This window comes from Amycolatopsis sp. lyj-346 (genome assembly GCF_046548975.1).
Lineage (GTDB): Bacteria > Actinomycetota > Actinomycetes > Mycobacteriales > Pseudonocardiaceae > Amycolatopsis.
In genome coordinates this window covers 115,373-140,084 of the sequence record NZ_JAJPWT010000014.1, presented here as the reverse complement: position 1 = coordinate 140,084, position 24,712 = coordinate 115,373, and the positions used below count along the sequence as shown (strand labels likewise).

The 24,712-nt window shown below is 72.5% G+C and carries 26 protein-coding genes; 10 read left to right on the top strand and 16 right to left on the bottom strand.

Annotated features, from left to right (window positions below):
• Window positions 1-37: 37 nt before the first annotated feature.
• Together ACLJQE_RS33175 and ACLJQE_RS33170 are read left to right on the top strand one after the other, a co-directional pair.
• The gene (locus ACLJQE_RS33175) at window positions 38-190 is read left to right on the top strand and encodes a hypothetical protein (protein ID WP_410643476.1); all 153 of its coding nucleotides are present in this window, start codon (window positions 38-40) and stop codon (window positions 188-190) included.
• Between the two features lies 1 nt (window position 191).
• A complete protein-coding gene (locus ACLJQE_RS33170; RefSeq protein ID WP_410643475.1) occupies window positions 192-521 on the top strand; it encodes a hypothetical protein in 330 nt (109 codons plus the stop codon).
• A gap of 96 nt (window positions 522-617) precedes the next feature.
• Here the strand turns inward: ACLJQE_RS33170 and ACLJQE_RS33165 are convergent, their stop codons facing one another.
• A complete protein-coding gene (locus tag ACLJQE_RS33165) occupies window positions 618-1,565 on the bottom strand; it encodes a pentapeptide repeat-containing protein (protein WP_410643474.1) in 948 nt (315 codons plus the stop codon).
• Between the two features lie 89 nt (window positions 1,566-1,654).
• Here ACLJQE_RS33165 and ACLJQE_RS33160 point away from each other — a divergent pair, with 89 nt between their 5' ends.
• Window positions 1,655-2,503, top strand: coding sequence for an SCO6745 family protein (locus tag ACLJQE_RS33160; RefSeq protein WP_410643473.1), 849 nt, complete (start codon window positions 1,655-1,657; stop codon window positions 2,501-2,503).
• A gap of 82 nt (window positions 2,504-2,585) precedes the next feature.
• Here ACLJQE_RS33160 and ACLJQE_RS33155 read toward each other — a convergent pair whose 3' ends face one another.
• Window positions 2,586-3,308, bottom strand: coding sequence for a TetR/AcrR family transcriptional regulator (locus ACLJQE_RS33155; protein WP_410643472.1), 723 nt, complete (start codon window positions 3,306-3,308; stop codon window positions 2,586-2,588).
• 117 nt (window positions 3,309-3,425) lie between these two features.
• Between ACLJQE_RS33155 and ACLJQE_RS33150 the strand changes: the two genes are divergently transcribed.
• The 3 genes from ACLJQE_RS33150 to ACLJQE_RS33140 all read left to right on the top strand — a co-directional run bounded on the left by ACLJQE_RS33150 (window position 3,426) and on the right by ACLJQE_RS33140 (window position 6,661).
• On the top strand, window positions 3,426-4,805 hold the full coding sequence (locus ACLJQE_RS33150; RefSeq protein ID WP_410643471.1) for a serine hydrolase domain-containing protein: 1,380 nt from the start codon (window positions 3,426-3,428) through the stop codon (window positions 4,803-4,805).
• A gap of 118 nt (window positions 4,806-4,923) precedes the next feature.
• Window positions 4,924-6,093 (top strand): PucR family transcriptional regulator, encoded by a 1,170-nt coding sequence (locus tag ACLJQE_RS33145; protein WP_410643470.1) that lies wholly within the window; start codon window positions 4,924-4,926, stop codon window positions 6,091-6,093.
• A gap of 124 nt (window positions 6,094-6,217) precedes the next feature.
• Window positions 6,218-6,661, top strand: coding sequence for a peptidase inhibitor family I36 protein (locus tag ACLJQE_RS33140; RefSeq protein ID WP_410643469.1), 444 nt, complete (start codon window positions 6,218-6,220; stop codon window positions 6,659-6,661).
• A gap of 13 nt (window positions 6,662-6,674) precedes the next feature.
• Here the strand turns inward: ACLJQE_RS33140 and ACLJQE_RS33135 are convergent, their stop codons facing one another.
• Both ACLJQE_RS33135 and ACLJQE_RS33130 read right to left on the bottom strand, forming a co-directional pair.
• Window positions 6,675-8,258, bottom strand: a complete 1,584-nt coding sequence (locus tag ACLJQE_RS33135; RefSeq protein ID WP_410643468.1) for a long-chain-fatty-acid--CoA ligase — start codon at window positions 8,256-8,258, stop codon at window positions 6,675-6,677.
• 84 nt (window positions 8,259-8,342) lie between these two features.
• Entirely contained in the window at window positions 8,343-8,783 is a 441-nt protein-coding gene (locus tag ACLJQE_RS33130; RefSeq protein ID WP_410643467.1) for a hypothetical protein, read from the bottom strand.
• Window positions 8,784-8,838: 55 nt separating this feature from the next.
• Here ACLJQE_RS33130 and ACLJQE_RS33125 point away from each other — a divergent pair, with 55 nt between their 5' ends.
• The gene (locus ACLJQE_RS33125) at window positions 8,839-9,612 is read left to right on the top strand and encodes a maleylpyruvate isomerase family mycothiol-dependent enzyme (RefSeq protein WP_410643466.1); all 774 of its coding nucleotides are present in this window, start codon (window positions 8,839-8,841) and stop codon (window positions 9,610-9,612) included.
• An 85-nt stretch (window positions 9,613-9,697) separates the two neighbouring features.
• Here ACLJQE_RS33125 and ACLJQE_RS33120 read toward each other — a convergent pair whose 3' ends face one another.
• Window positions 9,698-10,912 carry an MFS transporter gene (locus ACLJQE_RS33120; protein ID WP_410643465.1) on the bottom strand — a complete coding sequence of 405 codons (1,215 nt, stop codon included), beginning with the start codon at window positions 10,910-10,912 and terminating at the stop codon, window positions 9,698-9,700.
• Window positions 10,913-10,996: 84 nt separating this feature from the next.
• On the opposite strand from ACLJQE_RS33120, the gene ACLJQE_RS33115 reads away from it, so the two are divergent.
• Entirely contained in the window at window positions 10,997-11,890 is an 894-nt protein-coding gene (locus ACLJQE_RS33115) for a LysR family transcriptional regulator (protein WP_410643464.1), read from the top strand.
• A 4-nt stretch (window positions 11,891-11,894) separates the two neighbouring features.
• Here the strand turns inward: ACLJQE_RS33115 and ACLJQE_RS33110 are convergent, their stop codons facing one another.
• Together ACLJQE_RS33110 and ACLJQE_RS33105 are read right to left on the bottom strand one after the other, a co-directional pair.
• Window positions 11,895-12,470 (bottom strand): hypothetical protein, encoded by a 576-nt coding sequence (locus tag ACLJQE_RS33110; protein ID WP_410643463.1) that lies wholly within the window; start codon window positions 12,468-12,470, stop codon window positions 11,895-11,897.
• Between the two features lie 146 nt (window positions 12,471-12,616).
• The gene (locus ACLJQE_RS33105; RefSeq protein WP_410643462.1) at window positions 12,617-13,285 is read right to left on the bottom strand and encodes a TetR/AcrR family transcriptional regulator; all 669 of its coding nucleotides are present in this window, start codon (window positions 13,283-13,285) and stop codon (window positions 12,617-12,619) included.
• Window positions 13,286-13,415: 130 nt separating this feature from the next.
• Between ACLJQE_RS33105 and ACLJQE_RS33100 the strand changes: the two genes are divergently transcribed.
• Window positions 13,416-14,324 (top strand): SDR family NAD(P)-dependent oxidoreductase, encoded by a 909-nt coding sequence (locus ACLJQE_RS33100; RefSeq protein WP_410643461.1) that lies wholly within the window; start codon window positions 13,416-13,418, stop codon window positions 14,322-14,324.
• A 149-nt stretch (window positions 14,325-14,473) separates the two neighbouring features.
• On the opposite strand, the gene ACLJQE_RS33095 is transcribed toward ACLJQE_RS33100, so the two are convergent.
• From ACLJQE_RS33095 to ACLJQE_RS33080, 4 genes are read right to left on the bottom strand one after another with little or no spacing between them, the layout of a single operon-like run.
• Window positions 14,474-15,646 carry a mandelate racemase/muconate lactonizing enzyme family protein gene (locus ACLJQE_RS33095; protein ID WP_410643460.1) on the bottom strand — a complete coding sequence of 391 codons (1,173 nt, stop codon included), beginning with the start codon at window positions 15,644-15,646 and terminating at the stop codon, window positions 14,474-14,476.
• Window position 15,647: 1 nt separating this feature from the next.
• Complete coding sequence (locus tag ACLJQE_RS33090) at window positions 15,648-16,475, bottom strand: carbohydrate ABC transporter permease (RefSeq protein ID WP_410643459.1); 828 nt, start codon at window positions 16,473-16,475, stop codon at window positions 15,648-15,650.
• Window positions 16,475-17,428 (bottom strand): carbohydrate ABC transporter permease, encoded by a 954-nt coding sequence (locus tag ACLJQE_RS33085; RefSeq protein ID WP_410643458.1) that lies wholly within the window; start codon window positions 17,426-17,428, stop codon window positions 16,475-16,477. Before ACLJQE_RS33085 ends, ACLJQE_RS33090 begins: the two co-directional genes overlap by 1 nt.
• Window positions 17,428-18,696: an ABC transporter substrate-binding protein gene (locus ACLJQE_RS33080; protein ID WP_410643457.1), complete on the bottom strand. Its 1,269-nt coding sequence runs from the start codon at window positions 18,694-18,696 to the stop codon at window positions 17,428-17,430. The genes ACLJQE_RS33085 and ACLJQE_RS33080 overlap by 1 nt, the downstream gene beginning before the upstream one ends.
• 165 nt (window positions 18,697-18,861) lie before the next feature.
• On the opposite strand from ACLJQE_RS33080, the gene ACLJQE_RS33075 reads away from it, so the two are divergent.
• On the top strand, window positions 18,862-19,620 hold the full coding sequence (locus ACLJQE_RS33075) for a FadR/GntR family transcriptional regulator (protein ID WP_410643456.1): 759 nt from the start codon (window positions 18,862-18,864) through the stop codon (window positions 19,618-19,620).
• Window positions 19,621-19,630: 10 nt separating this feature from the next.
• Here ACLJQE_RS33075 and ACLJQE_RS33070 read toward each other — a convergent pair whose 3' ends face one another.
• From ACLJQE_RS33070 to ACLJQE_RS33050, 5 genes are all read right to left on the bottom strand, one after another.
• A complete protein-coding gene (locus ACLJQE_RS33070; protein ID WP_410643455.1) occupies window positions 19,631-20,014 on the bottom strand; it encodes a hypothetical protein in 384 nt (127 codons plus the stop codon).
• Between the two features lie 105 nt (window positions 20,015-20,119).
• Complete coding sequence (locus tag ACLJQE_RS33065; RefSeq protein ID WP_410643454.1) at window positions 20,120-21,316, bottom strand: glycosyltransferase; 1,197 nt, start codon at window positions 21,314-21,316, stop codon at window positions 20,120-20,122.
• Entirely contained in the window at window positions 21,313-22,776 is a 1,464-nt protein-coding gene (locus ACLJQE_RS33060; protein WP_410643578.1) for a serine hydrolase domain-containing protein, read from the bottom strand. The genes ACLJQE_RS33065 and ACLJQE_RS33060 overlap by 4 nt, the downstream gene beginning before the upstream one ends.
• A gap of 2 nt (window positions 22,777-22,778) precedes the next feature.
• Window positions 22,779-23,501, bottom strand: coding sequence for a hypothetical protein (locus ACLJQE_RS33055; RefSeq protein ID WP_410643453.1), 723 nt, complete (start codon window positions 23,499-23,501; stop codon window positions 22,779-22,781).
• A complete protein-coding gene (locus tag ACLJQE_RS33050) occupies window positions 23,498-24,703 on the bottom strand; it encodes a cytochrome P450 family protein (RefSeq protein ID WP_410643452.1) in 1,206 nt (401 codons plus the stop codon). The genes ACLJQE_RS33055 and ACLJQE_RS33050 overlap by 4 nt, the downstream gene beginning before the upstream one ends.
• Window positions 24,704-24,712: the final 9 nt, after the last annotated feature.

The following is a 24,712-nucleotide window of genomic DNA, read 5'->3' as shown; positions in this document are numbered from 1 at the left end:
CTACCATCGTCTCGACAGCATCGGGGCACGAGTCGAGTTGGTCGACTTCGCGGCACAGGATGGGTTTCTCGCCACCTGGGCCCCGGACGGGGCGACGATGCCGGTGCTCGACCTCGACGGCCTGACCACCTGGGCTGACCTCGACCGGCGGCGCGGTCAGCGGTTTCCCGCCACCGGAGCTGAGGACTGACGTGGGCGTTGACGTGTTGCTGATGACGGTGCGGCAGCGGGGCACCAGCCCGAAGGGGCGCCAGGTGCGCCCGGTGGAGATCGTCCTGGATCCGGGGGACCGGTTCGCCCGGCTGTGCACGTCGAGCCGGCGGCCGATGCTCGGCCGCGTGGACCCGTGCAAGACGCTGATCTTGACCCGCGCCGACATGCCCCGGTTCATTTCCGAGGTGACGGCCGAGCTCGCCGCGTCCGGTGACCGCGAGGTGAGCGATCTCCTGCAGCGTGTCCTCGGCCTTGCGCGGGAGTGTGCGGCGCACGAGGCGTACGAACTGCACCTCGACGGCGACTGAATTCGCCGGCCGGTCGAACGCGGCCCGGATGCGTGCGCTCGATCAGAGGCCCCTGAGGCACCACCGTATCCGCGGTGAGCCAGGTGCAGCGGACGTTCAGGCGCCGGGCAACAGGAGGCCTGCCGGTGGGGTGTCCCACTTGTCGAACACCGGTGGTGCCAGGTAGTCGTCGGTGCCGGCCTGGGAAAGGTCGACTTCGCCGCCGGTGAATCTGGCGCCGCGGAAGGATACCTCGCCGCCGGTGAAGGAGGCTCCTTCGAACTGGACGCGGCCGCCGCTGAACTCGGCCTTGTCGAACGTCACCCTGGCCTTGCCGGAAAACTCGGCGCCGCCGAACCAGACTTCGCCGCCGCTCACGTGCATTCCGTCGAACGACGTCCAGCCGCCGGGGAAGCGGGCCAAGCTGAACAGGAGGCGGCCGCCCGTTACCCGGATGTCCGCGAAATCCGCGGAACGGAATACCGCGCGGAGGAAGTTGAACTCGTGGCCCTGCCAGCTGACCGGTGCGCCGGGGCGCAGGTGATCGCTGATCACGCTCGTGATCGAGAGGCGCACTTCGGATTCCTCATCGTGGTACCACGGCGAATCCAGCGCGGGTTCATACGGGATGCGCAGGTACGCGCACAGCACGTCGATGCACACCTGGCGCTGCTCGACCCACTCGTCGGCCAGGCTGGCCATGGCGTACACCCCGGCGAGCCGGACAGCCGGCTTTTCGTGGCCGATTTGGGCGCACGCGCCGGCGAAGCGTTCGTTCAGCACCTTGACGCGCTCGCGGGTTTCGGCCACCTCGCCGATCCGTTGCTTGCGGTAGGCGACCACCAGCGCCACCACCCCGCCGACGCCCGCCACCACCGACAACGCGAGTTTGATGATGTTCAGCCTGGTGTCCGGGCTCGGTGCCGCCGGCAGGCCCACCGCCAGCCACAACAACACCGCCGCGACCACGAACACGCCGAGACCGATCAAGACCACTGCGACGAGGTGTCTCCTGATCGGCCAAAGCCCGGCGCCCTGGCCGCGCTGGGGATTCGTCGAAGCCACCGCGAGATCCTAGAGCACGGGCGGGATGCGCCGGATCGTCGCGGGCGCAAAAGACCCGCTCCGTACCGACCGGATGGTACGTTGACCGCGTGATCGAAGTGGCGCGCCGGACCTGGCGACTTCTCGAGCCCTACCACGGAATGATCTACTTCGCCCCGGAAGCCGCTGCCGCCTACGGGGAACTCGGTCTCACCGGTCGCGCCGGCTATTTCGCGTCGAGATCCGCGGCGCTCGGCGTGGTTCCGGCGCCGGTCGTGGTCGCGACCTTCTACAACTTCAACCCGGATCTCGTCCGGGAGTCGATCACCGCCGCCTGGTCCACCACCGACCCGGGTGCCGTGCTGGCCGCGCGTTACGCCGCGGCCGACCGGGCGTTGCGGGGCGCACTGGGCGACGCGATCGGCTCGCCGGAGCTGCACCGGGCCGCCGCGCTGGGGCGGGAGGCCGCCGAGACGATCGCCGGCGACGTCGCCGGCCGCCCGCTCTTCGCCGCCCATGCGGCCTTGTCGTGGCCCACCGAGCCGCACCTGGTTCTGTGGCACGCGCAGACCCTGCTCCGGGAGTACCGCGGCGACGCGCACGTCGCAGCCCTGCTGACGGCGGGCCTGAGCGGCATCGAAGCCCTCGTCACCCACGCTGCTTCCGGCGCCGTCCCCGCCGAGACCCTGCGCACCTCCCGGTCGTGGTCCGAAGAGGACTGGAACCGGGCCGTCGCCGGCCTCCGTGAGCGTGACTGGCTCACCGGTGACGCCGACCCGACGTTCACACCGGCGGGCGCGGCCCGTCGAGCGGACATCGAGAAGGCGACCGACGAGAACAGCGTGGCGCCCTACGCCCACATCGGCGAGCCGGCCTGCGCCGAACTGCAGGAACTGGTGCGCCCGTTCAGCCGGGCGCTTGCCGAAAAACATATGCCGTGGGCGCTCGCGCGGCAGTAGCGGCCCGGCCGTCGACGCCGCACGACGGGCGCCGCGAACGGTACTGGCGGGCGACCTCGCGGATGCCGCCCGCCGGGCGGTGTCACCGCCCGGTGAGGTGGGCGGCCAGCCCGTCCAGCAGGCGGTCCAGTCCGTAGTGGAAGCTGTCGCCGCGGGTCTTCGCGGCGTCGTCGCCCTGGGCGGTGGCGAGTGCGTGCAGCCGCTGGTACGGCTTCGTCGCCTCCGTCAACGCCGGCCGCAGCCGGTCGAGCCACTCCTGCTCCGAGTGGCCGCTGCGGGAGACCGTGGTCAGCCACGCCGCTTCCGTGGTCGCCGTGCCGATCACGTAGGCCATCACCGCGCTCAACGCGTCGTCGGCCTCGGCCAGGGAAAACCCGGCCGCCTCGAACAGGGCCAGCATCCGCTCGTTCAGGCGCATCACGTTCGGCCCCAGGTACGCCAGCCCGGTCTGGCCGAGCACCGACGCGATCCACGCGTGCCGCAGCAGCGCCGCCCGCGCGCTTTCGGCGCAGGTCGTCACCGCGCGCCGCCAGTCGACGCCCCAGACGTCCGGGACCTCGATCTGGCCGTAGACCTCGTCGACGACCAGTTCCAGCAGCTCGTCCTTGTTGGCCACGTGGCGGTACAGCGACGTCGCGGCCGCGTCCAGCCGCGCCCCTAGCGTGCGCATGCTCAGTGCCTCGAGCCCTTGCGCGTCCAGCAGTTCGAGCGCCGCCGCCACGATCTGCGCGCGGCTCAGCGCGGGTTGCTCCTTGCGTCGCCGCGGGCGCGTCCACACCGACACCACGGGTTCTTCGGCCGCCATCGAGCCTCCTCTCGGAACGCCACTGTAGCGCACGCCGTGCGCCCCTTGCGCACGCCAAACCAATCTGCGTACAGTGTTCTCATACCCGGAACGCTGTACGCAAGGAGCGATCGACCCATGACCTTCGACCACGACCACTGGCAGCGCCGCTTCGACGAACTGCGCGCCACTCACCACGTCCCCGGGGCGGCCCTTGCCGTGCTCACCGGCGGCGACGTGCACGAATTCGCCACCGGGGTGCTGCACCGGGGCACCGGAGTGGCGGTGACGACCGACTCGGTGTTCCAGGTCGGCTCCATCACCAAGATCCACACCGCGACGCTCGTCATGCAGCTGGCCGAAGAAGGCAAGCTCGATCTCGACGCCCCGGTCCGCGACGTCCTGCCGGACTTCACCGTCGCCGACCCGGCCGCGTCGAAGACGATCACCGCCCGGCAGCTGCTGTCCCACACCAGCGGGCTCACCTGCGACTTCACCCGCGACACCGGGCGCGGCGACGACTGCCTCGCCGCGTACGTCGAAGCCGCCCGCGACGTCCCGCTCGACTGCCCACCCGGGACGGCGATCTCCTACAGCAGCGTCGGCTACAACGTGCTCGGCCGGATCGTCGAGGTGCTCACCGGCCGGACCTGGGACGACGCGCTCCGGGAGCGGCTCTGCGCACCCCTGGGCCTCACCCACACGGTGACGTTGCCCGAAGACGTGCTGCGGTTCCGGGCCGCGATGGGACACCTCGGCGAAGGGGGAGCCGACCCCGAGCCGGCGCCGGCCTGGAACCCGCTGCCGCGCTCGGCCGGCCCGTACGGCGGGGTCCTGTGCGCCACCGCGGCCGACGTCCTGCGGCTCGCCCGCCTGCACCTCGACGGCGGGACCGCCCCGGACGGCACCCGCCTGCTGCGCCGGGAAACCACCGAAGCGATGCAACACCGCGAGACGGACTGCCCCGACAAGTGGACCGTCGATTCCGACGGCTGGGGACTGGGCTGGACGCTCTACGACTGGGACGTCACCCCCGGTTTCGGTCACGACGGCGCCACCATCGGCCAGTACGGCTTTCTCCGCGTGGTGCCGGAGGCCGGCGTCGCCGTCGTGCTGCTGACCAACGGCGGTGGCGCTCGCCGGCTGTACTCCGGCTTGTTCCGGGAACTGCTGCACGAACTCGCCGGCGTCCGGATGCCGGAACCGTTCGGGCCGCCCGCGCAGCCGCTGCCGGTCGCGCTCGGCCGCCGCGCCGGCGTCTACCGGCGAGAGGGCGTGGAGATCACCGTTTCGGAGCGCGACGGCGTCGCCCGTCTGCGGTACGCGTTCGTCGACGGCATGGCCGGGCTCGCGCCGCCCATCGAGTCGGACCTGGTCGCCGTGTCCGGCACGGTGTTCGCCGGCCGCGCGGACGGCGCGTTCAGCGACGACTGGCTGCCCGTCGTGTTCGCCACCCTGACCGACGGCACCGATTGCGTCTACATCGGAATGCGCGCCGCGCCGAAGGTCGCCGGGTAACGGGGACCGGGCGGTGGTCGATTCACGGGCAAGGGGACCCGGGGGATCGTGCGCGTTGAGCCGATGTCGCTCAGCCCGATCGAACCGCTCCGATCGCTTCGACGGGGAGGACGGATCGATGAGGAGCCTGCTGGCCGAACTGGGGAAACGTGCCGACGCCAACGCGCGTGCCGAGCTGGAAGCCTACGAACGCGAACTCCCGGAATACCGGCTCCGCGCCGGCGATCCGCGGTCCCGGGCGGAGACGCTGGACTACGCGGTGTGGTTCCGCCGCCACACGGTCGAACTGGTCTCCGAAAACCGCCGGCTCTCCGACGAAGACCTGTCCTTCATCGGCGACATCGGCCGCAAACGGGCCGAGGACGGGTTTTCCACCGGGGCGGCGCAACGTGTCCTCGCCTTGCACGCCACCCTGATGCTGCGCGAGATCAACGAGGTGGCCGAAGGGGACGACCTGGCCGAACTGCTGCAGTTCACCGCCTGGTTCGGCGAGCAGGGCGCCCGGGGGAGCGGCCGCTACCTCGACGGGTACCTGGCCGCGCAACGGCTCCGGTTCTCGGTGCGCAAGCGGCTGCACGACCTCGTCGACCTCCTGCTGGCCGGCGATCTGTCGGCTCCCGGCCTCGCCCGTGACCTCGGTGTCTGCCTGCACGAGCACTGCACCGCGGTGGTGCTGCGGTTTCCCGGTCCGCCGCCGGGCCGTGCCGAAGTCACCGACGACCTCGTCGAGGCGGTGTTCAAACTGCACCCCGTGCCGATCGCCTGGCGGCGGCCGGACGAGCTCCTCGTGCTCCTGCCCGCGTGTCCCGCGCGGGACACGCCGCCGGACGACACGCTCCCCGTGGTGCGCGACATCGCCGAGACGGTGGAGGCGCGCTGCCGCGTCGGCGTCGCGACCGGCCCGGCGAGCCGGCTGTCCGAGACGGTGGCCATGGCCTGCCGGGTGGCCGAAGCCGCACCGGTGCAGCGGATTCCGGAGGCGCTGCCGGGGATCGGGGACGTTTTCGTCGAGCTCGGCGTCATGCGGGTGCCCGAGGTGGACCGGTGGCTCCGCGACGTGGCGCGGCAGCTCGCCAACGGCCCGGACCTGGTGAAGACGCTCGACGGCTACTACCGCAACGACATGAACCGGCTCCGGGCCGCCGTCACCCTGCACATCCATCCCCGGACCCTCGACTACCGCCTCCGGCGGGTGCGGGAGGTGACCGGCATCGACCCCGCTTCGACGAAGGGCATCCGCATCCTCACCGCGGCCGTCGCCCGGCTGCTGGCCGGTGCGTGGGACTGATTGCACTTCGTGTCAACGGGGTGGTCGGCAGGGGAGACGGATTTGCGCGGTGTGACAACGATTTTCCGGGGTGCGATGGCTACGCTCGCCTGCATTGCCGCCCATGGAAAGGGAGTCAGAGCAGATGCCGAGATTTCGATCCCGTTTTGCCGCGCTCGCGGCCATCGGAGCCACCTTCTTCCTGACGATCACCGGTATCGCCACGGCCCAGCCCGCGGCGACGGCCGAGTTGCCCGCCGCCGCGCTCGCGTCCTGCCCGGCGGGTTCGGTCTGCCTCTACGAACACAAGAACTTCGGGGGCACCGTGCTGGTCATCCCGGCCGGCGAGGCCTACCCGGACCTGCGCAACCACGCCTGCCCGGGGTGCCGCAGCTCGAAGCACAACAACAACAACGGAACCTGGTCCGACCAGCTGAGCTCGTGGGTCAACAACACCGGCCAGGTGTACTGCTGGTACTGGCACGAGGGTTACGTCGGCCGCGACGCCACGCTGATGAGCGCCGGGACGGCCTCGAGCTACGTCGGCAAGGACCCGAACGACCAGGCTTCCTCCATCGGCCCCTGCTGAGCCGCCGCCGGGGTCACGTCTTCGTGGCGCGAAGGCGTGACCCCGCCGTGGTGTAGGCGATGTCCTTCCCCGCCCGCTCCCAGACCACATCGGCGCAGTTCAACCCCTCGCTGGAGAGCTGCCGCTTGAGGACCTTGAACGTCGACGTCCGCGGGAGCTCCCGGACCGTGCGCACGTACCGGGGCACCTGCTTGGGCCCGAGGTCGGGCTGCCCGGCGAGGAACCGGCCGAAGCCGGCGGGATCCAGGGGGGTGCCGTCGGTGACGATCGCGGCCATCACCTGGTCGCCGGTCACCGGGTCGGGCACGGCGTAGACGGCGGCGTCGGTGATCGCGGGGTGCCGCAGCAGGATGCGCTCGATCGGCGCGGTGCCGAGGTTTTCGCCGTCGACGCGGAGCCAGTCGCCGAGCCGCCCGGCGAAGTAGCAGAAGCCGTCGGCGTCGGCGTAGGCGAGGTCGCCGGTGTGGAACCGGCCGTCACGCAGGCGTTCGGCGTCGGCGTCGGGGTCGCGGTAGTAGCCGGCGAACCAGCCGGCACCCGCGGTGTTGACCAGTTCGCCGACGGCTTCCGCGGCGTTGACCAGGTGGCCGCCGTCGTCGAACTCGGCCGGCGGGCACGGGCGGCCGGTGTCCGGGTGCAGAATGGCCACGTCGCCGGCCGGACGGCCCAGTGAGCCGGGTGGTGTGTCGCCGGTGCGGGCGAACCCCACGCCGCCCTCGGTGGAGCCGAACGCGTCGACGACCTTGCAGCCGAAGCGTTTCTCGAACGCCGTCAGGTCGGCGCTCGCCCCTTCGTTCCCGTAGACCAGGCGCAGGGTGTTGTCCGCGTCGTCGGGCCGCGCCGGCGTGGCGACCACATAGGACAGTGGCTTGCCCACGTAATTGGCGTAGGTGGCGCCGAACTTCCGCACGTCGGGCAGGAAGCCGGAGGCGGAGAACCGGCGGCGCAGGGCGATGGCCGCGCCGGCCGCGAGCCCGACGGCCCAGCCGGCCATGACGGCGTTGGAGTGGAACAGCGGCATCGTGACGTAGACGGTGTCCGCTGTGGACAGACCGAAGCGCTGGGCGAGCATCGTGCCGGGGAAGGCGATCTTGCCGTGGGTGCAGCGCACGGCCTTCGGGTCGCCGCTGGTGCCGGAGGTGAAGATCAGCATCAGCAGGTCGTCCGCGGACGCGGGAACGGGATCGATCGGGTCGTTCGACGGCGCCCACGAGTCCAGGTCCCGCACGGCGATCCCGCCGAGGTCCAGTCCCGCCAGCAGGGGCCGGTACTTCCGTTCGGTGAGCACGAACCGGCAGTCGGCGAGCCGGATGTCCCGCGCGAGTGCGGCACCGCGCCGGGTGGGGTTCAGCCCGACCAGCACCGCCCCGGCGAACGCGCAGGCGCCCAGGAGCACGGAGAACGCCGGGACGTTGTCGGCCAGGACGCCGACATGGGGTGGTTCGTCCCCGCGCAACGTTTCACGGAGGCCCGCCGCCCAGCGCGCGGAGGTGCGGACGTGCTCCGCCCACGACCACGTTTCGTCTTCGAACCGCAGTCCCGGACGCTCGTCGCCGGCGCGGGCCAGCAGCAGCTCGGTCACCGTCGGGACGCTCATCCGCGCACCTCCCGGTACCGGCGGTCAGAAGTGAAACAGGTTCTACTTCTACCACGCTGCCCGCCGCCGGGTCCACCGCTCGGGTCAGCGGCGTCCGGTGGCCAGGACGACGAGGAACTGGCCGCCACCCGCTTCGACGCCGGCGGTCACCGGCAGCCCCGGCACCAGCCGGGAAAACCGGTCCACCAGCCAATCCGCGGCTTCCCGGGCGTCCTGCTCGGTCGGGCACCGGGCCACCAGCTCGCGGCCGCCCTTGCGCTCCAGCCGTCCGGCGACGGTGATGAGCGGCGCGGGGTCGGCCACGTGCAGGCGGTCCGGCCAGGCGATGACCACCTTGACCGCGCCCTTGCGGGTGTTGCAGCCGCGGTGGGCGAGCCGCTCCGCGATCTTGGCCTTCCGGTCCGCGGTCCGGCTGTCGACGCTCGGCCCCCGCGGGTCGTTCACCGACATGTCCGGGTCGACCGGCTCGTCGCACACCCAGCATCGCCAGCCGTCGCGTTCGGCCACGTCGTCGAGGAGACTCACCGGGGCAACCTAGCAAGCGCGGAACACCTGCGCCGCCGGGGGAGTTGTGCGTGGCATGAGTCAACTCGTGGACCGCACGATCACCGCCCTCCGTTCCGAGCACGACACGCTCGCCGGCCTCGTCCGCGGCCTCACCGACGACCAGCTCGCCGCGCCCAGCGGCGCCGCGGAATGGACCGTCGCCCAGGCCCTTTCCCACCTCGGCAGCGGTGCCGAGATCGGCCGCGCGCCGATCGCGCGGGCCGCCGGCGAGACCGTGGCGGCCGAAGAGAACCAGACGATCTGGGCCCGCTGGGACGCCTCCGCGCCGCGCGCGCAGGCCGAGGGCTTCCTGGAGCACAACGCCCGCTGGCTCGAAACGGTCGAGGCGCTCTCGCCCGGGCAGCGTTCCTCGCTGACCGTCGACCTCGGGTTCCTGCCGGAGCCGGTCCCGCTGGTGACCGCACTGGGCATGCGGCTGAGCGAAGTGGCCAACCACTCGTGGGACGTGCGCGTGGCCTTCGACGCGGACGCTCGCGTGGACGCCGGCTCGGCCGACGTGCTGGTCGACCTGCTGACCGGGCCCGTCGGGTTCATGCTGAGCTTCCTCGCGAAGCCGGCCGAGCTCGCGAAGCCGGTGTCCGTCGCGGTCCCCGGCGCCGCGCTGGTGATCGACGACGCGGTCACCGTGGTGGACCACCTCGAGTCGCCGTCCGCGACGTTCACCGGACCGGCGGAAGCGTTCATCCGGCTGATCAGCGGCCGGCTCAAGGCGCCGTACGACCAGGGCGTCGCGGTCGAGGGCGGCGTCACGCTCGACGAGCTGCGCCGGGTGTTCCCCGGCTTCTGAGTCACCGGTAGCTCTCGAGGAGCGCAGCTCGGCGGCGACCAGGTGCCAGGACCAGCCGACGTCGCCGCCGCCGTGGCGGGCACTTTCACGGGAAAGTGCCCGCTTCGGGTGCGGCGGTGCGGCGGCGCAGGGCCGGTCCGAGTGCGCGCTGAGCGGCGAACAGGGCGAGCCCGCCGGCCGCGCAGGTCACCCCGAGCACGGTCGGGCCGGCCAGTTCGAGCAGTGCGGTCCCGGCCAGCGGGCCGAGCACCGCGCCGACGCTCCAGGTGGCCGAGGCGAGGCCCAGGTATCCGCCGCGCAGCTCGGCCGGGGCGAGAACGGCGAAGGTGTCGCCGAACCGGACGGCGATCCCGATCTGGCCGAGCGTCCAGATCAGCACCGATCCGGCGAAACCGGCGGTGCCGTGGCTCACCGCGCCGAGCCCGGCGCCGAGCCCGACCAGCAGCATCGAGGCGGCCGACACCGCGTGCGCGGCCCGGCCGGCGAGCAGCCGGACCGCCACGGGCTGGAGGGCCACGACGGCGATCCCGTTGAGCGCCAGCACCGCGCCGTACGTCGCGGGCCCGAGCCCGCCGGCCGCCATCAGCAGCGGCAACGTCGTGAACGTCTGCAGGAACAGCGTGAAGTACCCGACGTGCAGTGCCGTCATCGCGAGCATCAGCCGGTCGCGCAGCACCACGGGCAGCAACGCCCGCCGCGTCCGGGCCGAGGCCACCGGCCGGGTTTCCGGCACCTGGCGCCAGACGAGCACCGCCGCGGCCAGCGAGGCGAGCACGTTCACCCAGAACAGGAGCCCGTACCCGTGCTTGGCCAGGATCCCGGCGGCCACGGTGGCGACCGAAAAGCCGAGGTTGGCCGCCCAGTAGAGCAGCCCGAACGCGCGGATCCGCTGCTGCGGGGGAAGATCGGCCACCGCGGCCGATCCGGCCGGGCGGAACAGCTCGATCGTCAGCCCGACGGCGACGGCGGCCACCCAGATCCCGGCCAGCGAATCCGCCGAGCCGAGCGCGGTGAGCGCCGCGGCGGCACCCACGAACCCGGCCAGCATCGTGTTGCGCCTGCCGATCCGGTCGCCCAGCCAGCCGCCGAGCAGCTGGGATCCGACGTCGCCCAGCCCGACCGCCGCGACCACGGTGCCCGCGGTCGCCGGGGAGAGGTGCTGCGCCTGCGTCAGGTAGAGCACCAGGAACGACCGCACCACCCCGCCGGCCCGGCCGACGAAGTGCGTGGCCGCGAGGGCCCAGACGAGGTGGGGCAGCCGCGGCCGGGTTGCCGGTTCGATCGTGCTCGTGGTCGTCATGGAAATCACGCTAGATCCGCGAAGACATCACGAAAAGCGATGAATTCCGATCGAATCGATCGCCAGAAGCTATGTTAGGAAGTTATGGCCGACTTCGAGCTGCGGCACCTGAGGACCATGGCCGCCATCGCCGACGAAGGCACGTTCGGGCAAGCGGCGGCGCGGCTCGGCTACACCCAGTCCTCGGTGAGCCAGCAGATCGCCGCGCTGGAGAAGGCCGTCGGCGGCCCGGTCTTCGACCGGCCCGGCGGGCCGAGACCGGTCCGGATCACGCGGCTCGGCGAGGTGGTCCTGGCCCACGGCCGCGAGCTGCTGGCGAAGGCGGAGACCCTGACCGACGCCGTCGACCGGTTCCGGGCGGGCCACGGCCGCATCGACATCGGCACCTTCCAGAGCGTGTCGAACCTGATCCTGCCGTCCGTCATCCGACGGCTGCTGGACGAGCACCCCGGCTGCGACATCAGGCTGGCCGACGTGACGCCGGAGGACCCGCGGATCGGGGAGTTCGACCTGCTGTTCCACGACGGCCCGGTGGACGGCGACGTCGAGCGGGTCACCCTGCTCGACGAGCCCTACCTCCTGGTGACGGGCGCCGGCGCGGTGCCGGCCGGCCCGGTGCGGGTGAAGCAGCTCGACGGGGTGCCGATGGTGGCCTGGCCGCCCACCCACCACCAGCGGTGGCTGGAGCGGACGCTCGCCCGCGCCGGCGCGCAGCCGCGGTTCGTGTTCCGCACGACGGGCCACGAAACCATCCTGTCGATGGTCCGGGCGGGCATCGGCTGGGCGGTGCTGCCGTGGCTGGCCCTGCACGGGCAGGACGCCTGGTCGGACGACCAGCTCGCCCTGCACCCGCTGAAGCCGTCGCCCACCCGCGAGCTGTCCCTGCACTGGCCGGCCGGGCGCACCGAGTCCCCCCTCGCCGTCCGGGCGCGTGAGATCGCCATCGAGGTCGCGGGCGATCTCGCCAAGCGGATGTGACGCCTCAGCCGTGGATCAGCGCCCGGGCCGCCGCGGCGGCGTCGGTGAGCTTCGTGCCCGTCCCGGTGACGTAGTAGAGGCCGGACGGCGCGTGGCACTGCAGCGCCACGCTGAACCCGCCGGTGACCGGGTTCGAGGCGTAGTCGGAGCACAGCTGCCCGGTTGCCGCATAGACCTGCGCGAGGGCGTGTGCTTCGCGGGCGGCGTCGGTGAGGGTGGTGCCCAGGCCCTGCCGGAAGGTGAGGCCGGCGGGGGTGTTGCACTGCAGTGTCACGCCAAAACCGCCCAGCACGGTGCTGCTGCCGTTGACGGAACTGCACTTCAGCGCGGCGATGGCCGGGTCCTGCACCAGTGCGGTGGCTTCGGCGAAGGCGTCGGTCAGGGTCGTGCCCAGGCCGGTCACCACGCGGAAGGAGCTGCCGGTGCAGGTCAAGCTCTGCTCGTACCCGCCGAGGACGGCCCGGTTGCCGTAGGCGGTGCAGGAATCGGCGGCGTCCGCGACGGCGGGGACGGCGACGGCCGAGCCGACGGCGGCGGCGGCGAGGGCGCCGAGCGCTCCGAGGCAGCGACGCACGAACATGGCGGAACTCCTTTGCCGGGCAGGGCGCCGCCGGGTGGAAATCGGTGCGGCGCGGGTGGTTCGTGGTCTACCACCCGCGGTTGCGCGGCCTTCACGGCATTTGTGACGACACGGCCGATCGCGCCGGCCCGGTGTTTCCCGGTCGCTCAGCCGTTGCGGGCCATGGCACCCGCGATCAACAGGGCCAGCCCGTTCGCCAGGGCCGGGGCCAGTTCCAGGCGGAGCACGGCCAGCGCCGGGTCCGCTTCGTACGCCGCGCCGGCGCTGGGGGACGGGCGGCAGTGGGTCCACAACCCGCCGGCCAGGACCATGGCCAGCAGGCACACCGGCCTCGCTTCGCCGCCCACTTCGGGTACGGAACGGCGGAGCAGGTCGGCCATCGTGTCCAGCCCGCCGAGGGCGGATCGCTTGAAGCGCACCACGAGGTCGGTGGACACGTTGTGCTCGAGGACGCCCGCCTGCGCGCCGATGAGGTCGCACAACACCGTGCGCCGGGCCAGCGAGCCGGCGACCACCGCCGCGAAGGCCTCGGCCCGCGCCGGCGCCGGGCGGTCCGGATCGACGCCCGCGGCCACTTCGCCGTCCACCTCGGCCAGCCACTCCCGCAACGCGCCGTCCAGCAGTTCCAGCAGCACGGCCTCGCGGGATTCGAAGTAGCGCAGGACGTTCGACTTGGCCAGGCCGACCCGGCGGCTGAGCTCGTTGAGGCTGACCTCGGCCACCGGCATCTCGTCGAGCATCTTCCGCGCCGTGTCGAGGATCGTGCGGCGCCGCTCCTCCCGCTGCTCCGCGCTACGCGCCCGCTGGAACGTCATGGGCCCAGCGTAACGCCCGGGGCGCGAGATTGGAGACCGGCAGTCTCTTGACAACAGACCGACGGTTCCTTAATGTCGGGGACATAACAGACCACCGGTCCGAACGGGCCGTGAACCCAGGAGGACTGCCATGAGCGAGAACTGGACCGGACGCGAAGTCCCGAGTCAGCACGGCCGCGTGGCCGTGGTCACCGGCGCCAACACCGGCCTCGGGTTCGACACGGCGAAGGTGCTGGCCGAGCGCGGCGCGACGGTGGTGCTCGCCGTCCGCGACGTGGCGAAGGGCAAGCAGGCGGCCGCGCGGCTCGGCGCGCACGCCGACGTCACCGTGCAGGAGCTGGACCTGGCGTCGCTGGAGTCCGTCCGGGCCGCCGCGGCCGACCTGCGCGCCACGCTGCCGAAGATCGACCTGCTGATCAACAACGCCGGCGTCATGTACCCGCCGCGCCAGACCACCCGGGACGGGTTCGAGCTGCAGTTCGGCACGAACCACCTCGGGCACTTCGCCTTCACCGGCCTGCTGCTGGACCTGCTGCTGCCGGTCGAGGGCTCCCGGGTCGTCACGGTCGCCAGCCTCGCCCACCGCATCCGCGCGAGCATCCACTTCGACGACCTGCAGTGGGAAAACTCCTACGACCGCGTCGCGGCCTACGGGCAGGCCAAGCTCGCCAACCTGATGTTCGCCTACGAACTGCAGCGCCGCCTCGCCGCACACGGCACGACGACGTCGATCGCGGCGCACCCCGGCGTGGCCCGCACGGAGCTGATGCGCAACTCCCCGGCGGCGCTCCGCGCGTTCTTCCCCGTGGTGGCCCCGCTGTTCACCCACAGCTCGGAGCGCGGCGCCCTGCCGATCCTGCGTGCCGCCACCGACCCCGCCGCCCTCGGCGGCCAGTACTACGGCCCCGCCGGCCCGGGTGGTTACCGCGGGCGCCCGCAGGTGGTGACGTCCACCCCGCAGTCCTACGACGTCGCGATCCAGCGGCGGCTCTGGGCGGTTTCGGAGGAACTCACCGCCGTGAAGTTCCCGGTCGGCTGAGCCGCGCGGCCCGGAAGGGCCGACACGCGTGATTCCCGAGCCGACACACGTGATTCGAGGGTCGACACGGCGGCCGACCCCCGTGTCGGCCTGCCCATCACGCGTGTCGACCCTTCAGACACGCGTGTCGACCTTCCGCTCACGGGGCCTCAGGCCTCCACCGTCGCGCGGTCGCCGTTGCCGGCCGCCGGGAGCAGGTGGTAGCCGGCGCGGTCCGGCCGGATGTGCGAACCGCCGGACGACGGGTCGGGGACGCGGTGGCCGGCGGCCGCGATGGCCGCTTCGTCGAGGACGATGCCCAGGCCGGGGCAGTCGCCGAGGATGAAGGCGCCGTCGCCGATTTCGTGGCCCACGGACACGCCCACCGGGGGCCGGAGGTCCTGGAGCTCGGTCACCAGGTGGTTGGGCACCGCGGTCGCCGCGTGCACCAGCCCGACCGGGGTCGTCCCGATCGGGCTGATCGGCAGGTCGTGGGCGTGGGCGAAGGCGGCGACCCGCAGGAAGTGGGTGATGCCCCAGCCCACGGCCGTCTGGACGACGTCGACCGCGCCGGCCGCGATCAGGGGCCGGTGCTGCTCCAGGCCCGTGAGGTTCTCGCCGGTGGCGACCGAGGCGCGGACACCGCGGCCGACGGCCGCGTGGCCGTCCACGTCCCAGCGTCGCACGGGTTCCTCGATCCAGGTCAGGTCGAAGGTCCGCTCGAGCTCGGCGACGTGCCGGACGGCCTGCTTGCGCGTCCAGTTCTCGTTGACGTCCAGCATCAGGCCCGGGCGGGTGGCGCCGGCCTCGGCGAGGACGTCGCGGACCAGCCCGAGGCGGCGCCGGTCGCGGTCGATGTCCAAGCCGCCCTTGAGCTTCGCCGCGCGCAGCCCGTGGCCGGCGTAGGTCCGGTACAGCGCGGCCAGCTCGCCGTCGTCCAAGGCGATGTCGAGACCCGAGGCGTAGGCGGGCACGCGGCGGTCCCGCCCGCCGAGCAGCCGCCAGAGCGGTTCGCCCGCCAGCTGCGCCTTGATGTCCCACAACGCCGTGTCGAACGCGCCGATGGTGCCGAACACCGCGCCGGCGTGCCCCGCCTTGAACGTCTGCCGCAGCATCCGGTCGTAGAGGGCGGTCACCCCGCGCGGGTCTTCGCCTTCGATCGCGGCGAAGACGGTCTCCGCCTGCACGTGTGAACCGAGGCCGACGCCGGTGACGCCTTCGTCGGTCTCGACGACGACGATCGGCGTCCGGACGACGCCGCCGGCGTGGACGCCGTTGGCGTCGCCGATCGGGCGGCCCCAGTCCTGGACGGTCGTGAGGGCCCGGAAGCCAGTGATGCGCATGTCAACCCTTCGTGGACCCGGCGGTGACCCCGTCGGCGATCTGGCGTTGCAGGAACAGGTAGACGAGCAGCACCGGCACCGCCGCGATCAGCACGCCGGAGGCGAACGTGGGGATGTCGGCGGAGTACTGCCCGCGCAGCGCGGTCACCCCGACCATGAGCGTGCGGTGCTCCGCGGACGGCATCAGCAGCAGCGAAATCAGGACGTCGTTCCAGCAGAACAGCGCGTTGAGCACCCCGACCGACAGCAGGGCCGGGGCACCCAGTGGCAGCATGATCCGCCAGTAGACGCCGTAGACGGTGCTGCCGTCGACGCGGGCGGCGTCGACGATCTCCGGTGGTACGGCCGAGTAGAAGCTGGTCATCAGGAACACCGTGAACGGCAGGAACTGCGCCACGTAGGCGAGCACCAGCCCCGGGTACGTGTCGACGAGTCCCGCGTCCGCCATGATCCGCGCGAGCGGGACCATGATCACCTGGAACGGCACGAACAACGCGGCGAGGATGCCCAGGTAGACCGCCGACGACCCGCGGAAGCGCAGGCGGCCGAGCGCGAAGCCCGCCATCGACCCGAGCAGCAGCAGCACCACGACCGAGCACACCACGACGACGACCGAGTTGAGGAAGTACCGCGACATCCCGACGCTCGTCCACGCTCGGGCGAGGTTGTCCCAGTGGAGCGAACCGGCGGGGGAGAACCGGTCGAGGGTGTATTCGCGGCGGTCCTTCATGGCGACGTTCGCCGTGAACACCAGTGGGTAGATCGTCGCCAGGGCGAGCGCGGCCATGGGGATCGCGGCCAGCCACTTCGTGAGCCGGGAACCGGACATCAGTCCTCCTTTCCGGCGCGTCGCAGGATGCCGATCTGGGCCAGCCCGACCACGAGCATGATCAGGAACAGCACCGTGGACGCCGCGGAGGCGAGCGCGGGGGAGTTCAGGTGGCCCTGCTGGAACCAGACGTAGTACTCGGGCAGGTAGGTGGAGCCGGCCGGGCCACCGGCGGTCATCACGTACAGCAGGCCGAACATCGAGGTCAGCATCCCGATCATCGTGGTGACGAACACGAACTGGATGGTGCGGGACAAGCCGGGGACGATCACGTGCCGGATGGTCTGCAGCAGCGACGCACCGTCCACTTTGGCCGCGTCCAGCAGCGAGGAGTCCAAAGTGGAGAAGCCGGCGAGGAAGACGACCAGCGCCATGCCGAACGTCGCCCAGACGTGCACCCCGACGACGGCGAAGATCGCCACGTCGGGATTCCCGAGCCAGTCCACCGAGCCGAGGCCTGCCAGGCCCAGCAAGGCGTTGACCGGCCCGTCGAAGGCCAGCAGCAGGTTGAAGATCGCCCCGACGATCACCGGGGACAGCACGGCGGGGAAGAAGTAGACGCCGCGGTAGACCCGGTGCCCCGGCACCTTGAGGTGGATGAAGGTGGCGAGCAGGCCGGGGATGGCGACGGCGATCGGCAGCAGGAGGACGAGCAGCCCGACGTTGCGCAGTGCGGTGCGGAACAGCGGATCGCCGAACAGCGTCACGTAGTTGTCGAAGCCGACGGACGTGCCGTTGCGGGCGCCGTCCCCGGTGAAGGAGAAGTTGACGCCGAGCAGCAGCGGCCACAGCCGCAGCAGGAGCACGATCAGCACGGCCGGGGCGACGAGGACGAGCGGCGCAAAGCGCTCGAGCCGCGTTCCGCGGGGGGCACGCCGGGCCGGCGCGGGTCCGCCGGTGGGCCGGGCCGGGGTCCGGTCCACCGGAGCGGGGGAGTACCCGGTCACGCCCATCAGCCCCGGTCCGACGCGGCCAGCTGCTGCAGCACCTCGTCGACGCCGATCGACCCGCTCAGCAGCTGCTGCGAAAGCCGCCCCATCAGATCGAGCGTCTTCGAGGAGAGGGCGACGTGGAGCGCCGGCTTGCCGTTCTTGACCTCCGAGACGATCGTCGCGACGGCCGGTCCGCCCGCCGAGACGTCGATCGCCGTGTCGGCGGCGATCGCGCCACCGTCGGCGTAGAAGGCCTTCAAGGCGTCGGTGGAGCTGAGCGACCGGACCAGGTCCGCCGCGAGCTTGGGATCCTTCGTCCCCTTCGCGACCGCGTAGCCGATGCCGCCGTCGTAGGGGAGGCTCGGGGTGGCGGCCGGGTTGACCTGCGGCGCGGTCATCACGCCGACCTTGTCCGCGCCGAGGAACTCGGCGAAGTCCTTCCAGTGCCCGACGTCGGACATCAGGCCGATGACGTTCGCGGCCTTGCCGGACTGGAAGAGCGCGAACGCGTCGTTGAACATCGCGGTGGAGTTGGGGCCTTCGGTGTTGAGCCCGGCGTCGTTGACCTGCTTCCAGAGCTCGAAGATCCGTTTGACGTCCGGCGAAGCCCAGTTGCGCTTGCCGTCGATCCAGTCGGTGTACTCCTGGGGCGTCAGGCTCGCCGAACCCAGTGCCGACAGGAAGAACTGGATCCCGGCGCCTTCCTTGTTGCCGAGGGCAAGGCACTTCGCACCGGTCTTGGCGGAGATGGTGCCGCAGCCGCGGACGAACTCGTCCCACGTGCGGGGCGGCGCCTGCGGGTTCAGCCCGGCCCGCTCGTACAGCGCCTTGTCGTAGTAGAAGGGGTGTCCCTGGAGGGTGACCGGCTCGGCGTAGACCTTCCCGTCGCGGCTGAACGCGTCCCAGCCGCTGAGGCGCGACCGGTCGTCGGCGACGTAGGGGTCCAGCGGCACGAGGTCGCCCACCCGGTCGCGGATCTGGCCGCCACCGTTGAAGAGCATGACGTCCGGCCCCCGGCCGGATTGGATCGCCGCGCCCAGCAGGGTGTAGTACTGGTCGTAGGGCTGGGCCACGAACTCGACGGTGACGCCGGGGTGCTGCTTGGCGAATTCGGCCTTGGCCTTCGCGACGTACCCCGCGGCCTTGGCGTCGCCGGACTTCCAGTCCCAGACCACGAGCTTGCCGCTCGCGTCACCGGACGGGGTGGCCGGGCCGGCGGCGCTGCCGCAGCCCGCGGTCAACGCCAGTGCCACGGTCAGGGCGGCCGAGAATAGTGTGCGCTGCTTCATCGCTGCTCACTTCTCCAGACGGTGGCCGGACGGGGAGTGGCCCGGCACAGTGCGCAAAAACGTAACTCGTATGACGTATGACGTCAACGCTGGCGCTGTGTAAGCTTCATGCGTGCGTTCGACGTTGGTCGGCACGTTGGTCGGCGCAGTGTGACCGGAGGAACGATGACGGCATCAGACCGGCAGCCCGCCGCCCCCGAGTGGGTGCGCCGCCCGGCGAACCTGGCAAGCGCGGTCACCGCCGAACTGGTGGAACGCGTGGTGCGCGGGGTGCACGCACCCGGCACGTCGTTGCCCCCGGAACCGGTGCTGTGCGAGAGCTTCTCGGTGAGCCGGACCGTGGTCCGCGAGGCGGTGAAGCTGCTGCAGGCGAAGGGCCTGGTCCAGGTCCGCCAGGGCGCGGGCACGGTGGTGAACCCGTCGTCGATGTGGAACATGCTCGACGAGCTCGTGCTGGCCGCGGTGATCGCGGAGGACGAGACTTCGGCCGTCCTGGACGACCTGGTGGTGACGCGCCGGCTGCTCGAAGCGGACATGGCGCTGGTCGCCGCCCGGACCGCCGGCCCGGACGTCGTCGGCCGGCTCGGTGCGCTGGTGGACGCGATGGACGAGCTGGTCGGCGATCCCGTCGCCTACCGCGAGCGGGACATCGCGTTCCACGACACGATCATGCAGGTCTCGGGCAACCGCCTCGCCCGCGGTGTGGTGCGCGCGCTGGAGAGCCAGGTCATCAACACCGCCCGCTACGTGGGCCGGATCGAGCGCGCTCTCTGCGTGGAGTCGAACAAGGGCCACCGCCGCGTCTACGAACGGATCGCGGCCCGTGACCAGGACGGCGCGGCCAAGGCGATGTTCGACCACATCACCGAAGCGTGGCTCGCGCGCCGTCCCGAGTCGGGCGATCCCGGGCGCCTGGCCCGGTGACCGCCGGGGTTCAGGCGTTCTGCCAGGGCGAGCACTGCCAGTTGGGTGTCTTCTGGCAGACGCGGAAAATGGTCACCGGGTTGGCGGAGGTGCCCGGGATCTTGGCGCTGCAGCCGGAGCTGCTGCCGTTGGCGTCGTCCACACCGCCACCGCCGCCGCTGCGGGTCCGCCACTCCGTGCGGAAACCGTAGCTGTCGCCGAAGGTGTCGCAGGCGTACACCCGGGTGTGGCCGTTGGTCACGCCTCCGTAGCCGCAGCGGATCGCGCCCTGGTAGCTGCAGTTGACCACCTCGGCGTAGGCGTCGTGCGCCGACGCGGCCGGGGCCACGGCGACGGTGCCGAAAGCGGCCAGCAGCATCGCTCCGGCGAGGGTGGGCAGTCGGTGGTTCGGCACGGTTCCTCCTGGCGTCGGTGGCAGGGCGTACCGTCCACTCCGGACCCGCCGGACCGGTTGCGGCCCGGATCCGGATGTCACCCGATCGGCGGCACCCGGCCGGGCTCAGCGGAGCTCGTCGAGCAGCAGGCGGGCGGCCGTCTTCGCCCCGTCGGCGCGGATCTTCGCGGCCAGCGCCTTCGCGCGCGCCCGGGTTTCCGGGGCCAGTGCCGTTTCGAAGGCCGCGGTCAAAGCCTCGTACGTCGCCGTCGGGCCGTCGAGGGCCGCGCCGACCTCGTGGGCGGCCACCTGGCCGGCCCAGTACGGGTTGTCCGCCACCCGGATGGGGACCACCACCTGCGGCACGCCCGCCCGGGCGGCGGTCTGCGTCGTGCCCGCGCCGCCGTGGTGGACCACCGCGGCCAGCCGGCCGAACAGGCGCTGGTGGCTGACGTCGCCGATGGCGAAGCAGTCGTCCACGGCCAGGCCGGCCCAGCCGCGGGAAACGAGCACCCGGTGCCCGCGGGCGCGGCTCGCCTCGACCGACCAGCGGGCGATGTCCGGCGCCGGGCCGATGCTGCCGAAACCCACGTAGACCGGCGGCGGGCCGTCCGCCAGGAACGCCGTCAGCTCGGCCGGCAGCGGCCGCTCGTCCGGCTGGGTCCACGCGCCGGTCTGGACCACTTCGAGACCGGGGGTGTCCGGCCACGGCCCCAGCACCGGGTCCGCGGCCAGCCACGGCCGCGGGGAGTAGACGTGGTCGCGCACGTTGGCCACCGGCGGCAGGCCGAGCGCGGCCCGGTGGGCGTTGAGCGGCTCGCGGAACTGCGCGTTCACCCGCTGGGCGTCCTGCTCCCACCGCGTCTCGTTGGCCACTCCCGACGGCTCCGGCCAGCCCGGCCGCGGAGGCGGCGCGTGGTGCGGCGACGGCAGGTTGACCGCCGCATAGGTCACGTAGACGTAGCGGAGGCCCGCGGCCTCGGCCACCGACCGCGCGGCGACCTGGGCCAAGCCGGCGGCCACCACCGCGGCGCACCCCTCGGCCGCCGCGGGGAGGACGGCGAACTGCGTTTCGAGCAGCTCGGTCCGGTACCGGGTCAGTTCCGCCGCCGTCGGGGGAGCCGCCGCCCGCATCAGCGCCCGCACCGGTGGCCCGGCCGGCACCGGCTCGATCCCGAGACCGGCCAGCCGGTCCGTGAACTCTTCGTCCGGCGGGGTGCACATCCGCACGTCCGCGCCGAGGGCCTGGAGTTCGACCGCGAGGGCCACCAGCGGTTCGACGTCGCCCCGCGTCCCGTACGTCGACAGCAGCACTCCCGTCACCGCGATGCTCCGGCGTAGAAGCCGACCGGCATCGTGACGTCGGCGCTCGACGCCCCGCACTCCAGCATCCACAGCGCCGCGGCCGGGCCCAGCTCCCGGCCCAGCACCCCGAGCGCGGCCGGGTCCGGCGCCACCGCGCGTGCCTGTTCCACGCCACGCTCGAACGCGGCCGGGTCCCAGCCGTCCGCGTCGCCGCCGCCGAGGAAACGTGCGCCCCCGGTCAGCGTCGTGACCGGCAGCGGGCCGGGCACGCCGAGCAGTCCGTGGGTCCGTTCGCCCACCAGGACGCCCATCCAGTGCGAGCTTTCCGGCGTGGGCCGGGGACCGGTCCACCGGGGCCGCCCGTCCATGTCCGGGAGCTTCGCCGGCGAGCCGGACACCGCCCAGCGGCCCGCCCACTCCACGGCCAGCCCCGGCGCGCTGCGGGTCGCGGGGTTGTGGAACCTGGCCATGTCCCACCGGTTGCCCACGGCCACCGCGGCCAGGTCGCGGTGCGGCCAGACCCGCGCTTCCCACCAGAAGCCCCACGGGAAGGCCGCGGTGTGTCCCCACCACCAGTCCTCGCCCAGCTCCGGATCGGCGAGTTCGAGGGTCAGGCCGGAGAACGAGCGGACGCCGTGCGGGCTCGGGCGCGCCACCCGCGGGGTCACCATCGCCGCGAGCGAACCCGGCCCGACCAGGCCGCGCGCACCGCGCGCGGTGCGCAGCAGGGATTGCAGCAGCCGGGCGAAATCCGCGGCGCTGGTGCGCATCCCGACGCCCGGGTAGGCCGCGGTCCGCAGGGGCGGGCTCGGCAGGCACCAGTCGCCGAACGCGGCGTAACCGGTGGCGCCACCGGCGTTCCCCGTGCCGTCGTCGATGCTCGTGCCCGCCATCCCGGCCGGCGCGAACACTTCCCGGCCGACGCGGGCCCCGTACGGCTCGCCGGTCAGGTGCTCGACCACGCCGCCGAGCACCCCGACACCGAAGCTGGAGTAGGAGTAGGACCCCGGAGCCGTCACCAGCGGCCGCACTCCGCCGTATTCGACGGCGCGGCCGGTCTCGTGCCGCCGCCGGACGTAGTCGAGGATCGGCTCGGCCGGCGCCGCGGGCGCGACCGCGGTGACGATGTCGCCGGAGTAGCCGCCCTGGTGGGCGGCCAGCATGGCGGTGGTGGCGGGCGCCGCGCCGGGACCGCGCAGTCCCGCGGGCAGCACCTGGTCGACCGGCGTGTCCAGCCCGGCCATGCCCGCCTCGACGAGCTGCAGGAACGCCAGGCCGGTGACGGGTTTGGTGAGCGAGCCCGCCGGTGCGACGGTCTCGGCGGTCATCGGCGTGCGCGCGGCGAGGTCCGCGAACCCGGTCGCGGCCGTCCGGAGGTCGTCGCTCGTCGCCACCGCGACGGCGACGCCGGGCGTGCCGGTGACCGCGGCGAGCCGGGGCAGGACGGTGTCCAGCGCCGCCATCACGTCGTCGAGCATGCTCATCCCTCGGTGGTGTTGTAGTTGACGATCTGCGCCACCATCACGGCGCGGGCGCCGGCCAGCGGGCTGTCCGCGTCCCGCCGCGCCACGTCCGGCAGCCGGTGGGCCTGGTCCTCGGCGACCGCCACCATGCCCCAGAGCGCGTTGAAGCCCGCGGGGTCGGCCGGCTTTTCCGCGGCGGCCTCGACGGTCACAGCGCCGTCCCCGCCGGCCCCGCCGGCCCCGCCGGCCCCGCCGTCCCCGCCGGCCACCACCAGCGCGCCCATCTGCCGCAGCACGCCGGGATCCCGCTCTTCGGCGGCCACCACGCTCCAGCCCACGACGTCCGCTTCTCGCAGCGCGGAGAGCAGGCTTTCCCCATCGCTGACGACGATGTCGGGGAGGACGAGCGCCACCGGTCCCCGGGTCAGCGGCAGGGCGCACCGGATCGCCCCGTCGAGGCCCGGTTCGGCCACGTCGTCCTGGTAGACGAAGACCAGCTGGAAGGTCCCGGTGTAGCGCGCCAGGTACTTCACCGTGTCCAGCTTGTGCGGGCCGAACACGACGACCACGCGCACGCTGAGCCCGCTCTTCACCAGCTCCACCACGGCCTCCAGGCTGCGGTCCAGCACGGTAACCCCGGGGGCGAGGCAGTGCAGTTCCTTCGCGTACGGCGCTCCGAACCGGGTGCCCAGCCCGGCGCAGGGCAGGATGACCGAGACATCGGGGACGGGTGTGTTCACCGCAGCCGCACCTCCAAGGCGACCCGGTGCCGGGCCCGGGGCAACGGCACCCACGCGGCCTCGCCCACCGGCTCCACCGCCGGGAAGCGCTCGAACAACGTCCGCAGCGCGACCTCCGCCTCCAGCTTCGCCAGCGCGACGCCCAAGCAGAAGTGTGGTCCCCAGCCGAATCCCACGCTGCCCTCCCGGCCGCCGTGCTCGGCCTGCCGTCGCACGTTCGCCGTGTGCGGGCACGCGAACCGGGCCGGGTCGCGGTTGGCCGCGCCCAGGACCGCCTGCACCGCGTCGCCCGCGCGGATCCGCACCCCGCCGACCACCAGGTCCGTTGCCGCGTACCGGATCCTGGCCAGCTGGACCGGGCCGTCCGTGCGGACCAGCTCGCGCACCGCCGCCGGCCACAGCTGCGGCTCGGCGCGCAGCAGCTCCCGCTGCGCCGGGTCGCGCATCAACGCGAACGCCGCGTTGGCCAGCATGTTCGCCATCGTCTCGTGCCCGGCGAGCACCAGGAACACCACCAGCGCCACCGCGTCGACGTCGGTCAGGTCGTCCTGGGCGACGACCTCGCTGAGCAGGTCTTCCCGGGGTTCGGCGCGGCGGCGGTCCACCAGGGCGTGGCAGTAGGCGAACATCTCGCCGAGCGTCGGCGTGATCCGTGCCGGGTCGCCGTCGACCAGCACCTTGCCCCAATGCCACCAGTCCGCCCAGTCCGCTTCGGGCACCCCGACCAGTTCGCACACCACCGCCATGGCCAGCGGGTATGCGTACTCGTCGAGCAGGTTCGCCTTCTCGCCCAAACCGTCGAGCAGCTCGTCGACGATCTGCTGCACCCGCGGGCGCAGCGTGGCGATCCGCGACGCGCCGAACGCGTGGCTGATGCTGCGCCGCAGCCGCGTGTGCTCGGCGCCGTCGAGGCTCAGCAGGCTCGCCCGCAGGTAGGGCAGGTGCTCCGGCGGCGTGCCCAGCGCCAGGAACGCCGCCTCCTGCGTCTGCGCGCCCGGCCCCGGCAGGCCGGTGGGATCGTTGCGCACGGCGGGGTCCGACAGGACGGCGCGGACTTCGGCGCTGCCGGTGACCAGCCAGCCTTCCCCGCCGCCCGGCAGCCGGGCCCAGCAGACCGGGGACCCGGCGAGGACGCGGTCGTACCCGCGCATCGGGTCGGCGAGGACGGCCGGATCGCGGACGTCCACCACGGGTTCGGGCATGGTGCAGTG

What these genes read in the sequence shown, in the direction of transcription:
- ACLJQE_RS33115 (WP_410643464.1), top strand. Translation starts at nt 10,997, where the DNA reads ATGGCCGACTTCGAGCTGCGGCACCTGAGGACCATGGCCGCCATCGCC.
- ACLJQE_RS33050 (WP_410643452.1), bottom strand. Translation starts at nt 24,703, where the DNA reads ATGCCCGAACCCGTGGTGGACGTCCGCGATCCGGCCGTCCTCGCCGAC.
- ACLJQE_RS33110 (WP_410643463.1), bottom strand. Translation starts at nt 12,470, where the DNA reads ATGTTCGTGCGTCGCTGCCTCGGAGCGCTCGGCGCCCTCGCCGCCGCC.
- ACLJQE_RS33100 (WP_410643461.1), top strand. Translation starts at nt 13,416, where the DNA reads ATGAGCGAGAACTGGACCGGACGCGAAGTCCCGAGTCAGCACGGCCGC.
- ACLJQE_RS33080 (WP_410643457.1), bottom strand. Translation starts at nt 18,696, where the DNA reads ATGAAGCAGCGCACACTATTCTCGGCCGCCCTGACCGTGGCACTGGCG.
- ACLJQE_RS33095 (WP_410643460.1), bottom strand. Translation starts at nt 15,646, where the DNA reads ATGCGCATCACTGGCTTCCGGGCCCTCACGACCGTCCAGGACTGGGGC.
- ACLJQE_RS33090 (WP_410643459.1), bottom strand. Translation starts at nt 16,475, where the DNA reads ATGTCCGGTTCCCGGCTCACGAAGTGGCTGGCCGCGATCCCCATGGCC.
- ACLJQE_RS33075 (WP_410643456.1), top strand. Translation starts at nt 18,862, where the DNA reads ATGACGGCATCAGACCGGCAGCCCGCCGCCCCCGAGTGGGTGCGCCGC.
- ACLJQE_RS33140 (WP_410643469.1), top strand. Translation starts at nt 6,218, where the DNA reads ATGCCGAGATTTCGATCCCGTTTTGCCGCGCTCGCGGCCATCGGAGCC.
- ACLJQE_RS33145 (WP_410643470.1), top strand. Translation starts at nt 4,924, where the DNA reads ATGAGGAGCCTGCTGGCCGAACTGGGGAAACGTGCCGACGCCAACGCG.
- ACLJQE_RS33135 (WP_410643468.1), bottom strand. Translation starts at nt 8,258, where the DNA reads ATGAGCGTCCCGACGGTGACCGAGCTGCTGCTGGCCCGCGCCGGCGAC.
- ACLJQE_RS33085 (WP_410643458.1), bottom strand. Translation starts at nt 17,428, where the DNA reads ATGGGCGTGACCGGGTACTCCCCCGCTCCGGTGGACCGGACCCCGGCC.
- ACLJQE_RS33060 (WP_410643578.1), bottom strand. Translation starts at nt 22,776, where the DNA reads ATGCTCGACGACGTGATGGCGGCGCTGGACACCGTCCTGCCCCGGCTC.
- ACLJQE_RS33120 (WP_410643465.1), bottom strand. Translation starts at nt 10,912, where the DNA reads ATGACGACCACGAGCACGATCGAACCGGCAACCCGGCCGCGGCTGCCC.
- ACLJQE_RS33125 (WP_410643466.1), top strand. Translation starts at nt 8,839, where the DNA reads ATGAGTCAACTCGTGGACCGCACGATCACCGCCCTCCGTTCCGAGCAC.
- ACLJQE_RS33105 (WP_410643462.1), bottom strand. Translation starts at nt 13,285, where the DNA reads ATGACGTTCCAGCGGGCGCGTAGCGCGGAGCAGCGGGAGGAGCGGCGC.
- ACLJQE_RS33155 (WP_410643472.1), bottom strand. Translation starts at nt 3,308, where the DNA reads ATGGCGGCCGAAGAACCCGTGGTGTCGGTGTGGACGCGCCCGCGGCGA.
- ACLJQE_RS33150 (WP_410643471.1), top strand. Translation starts at nt 3,426, where the DNA reads ATGACCTTCGACCACGACCACTGGCAGCGCCGCTTCGACGAACTGCGC.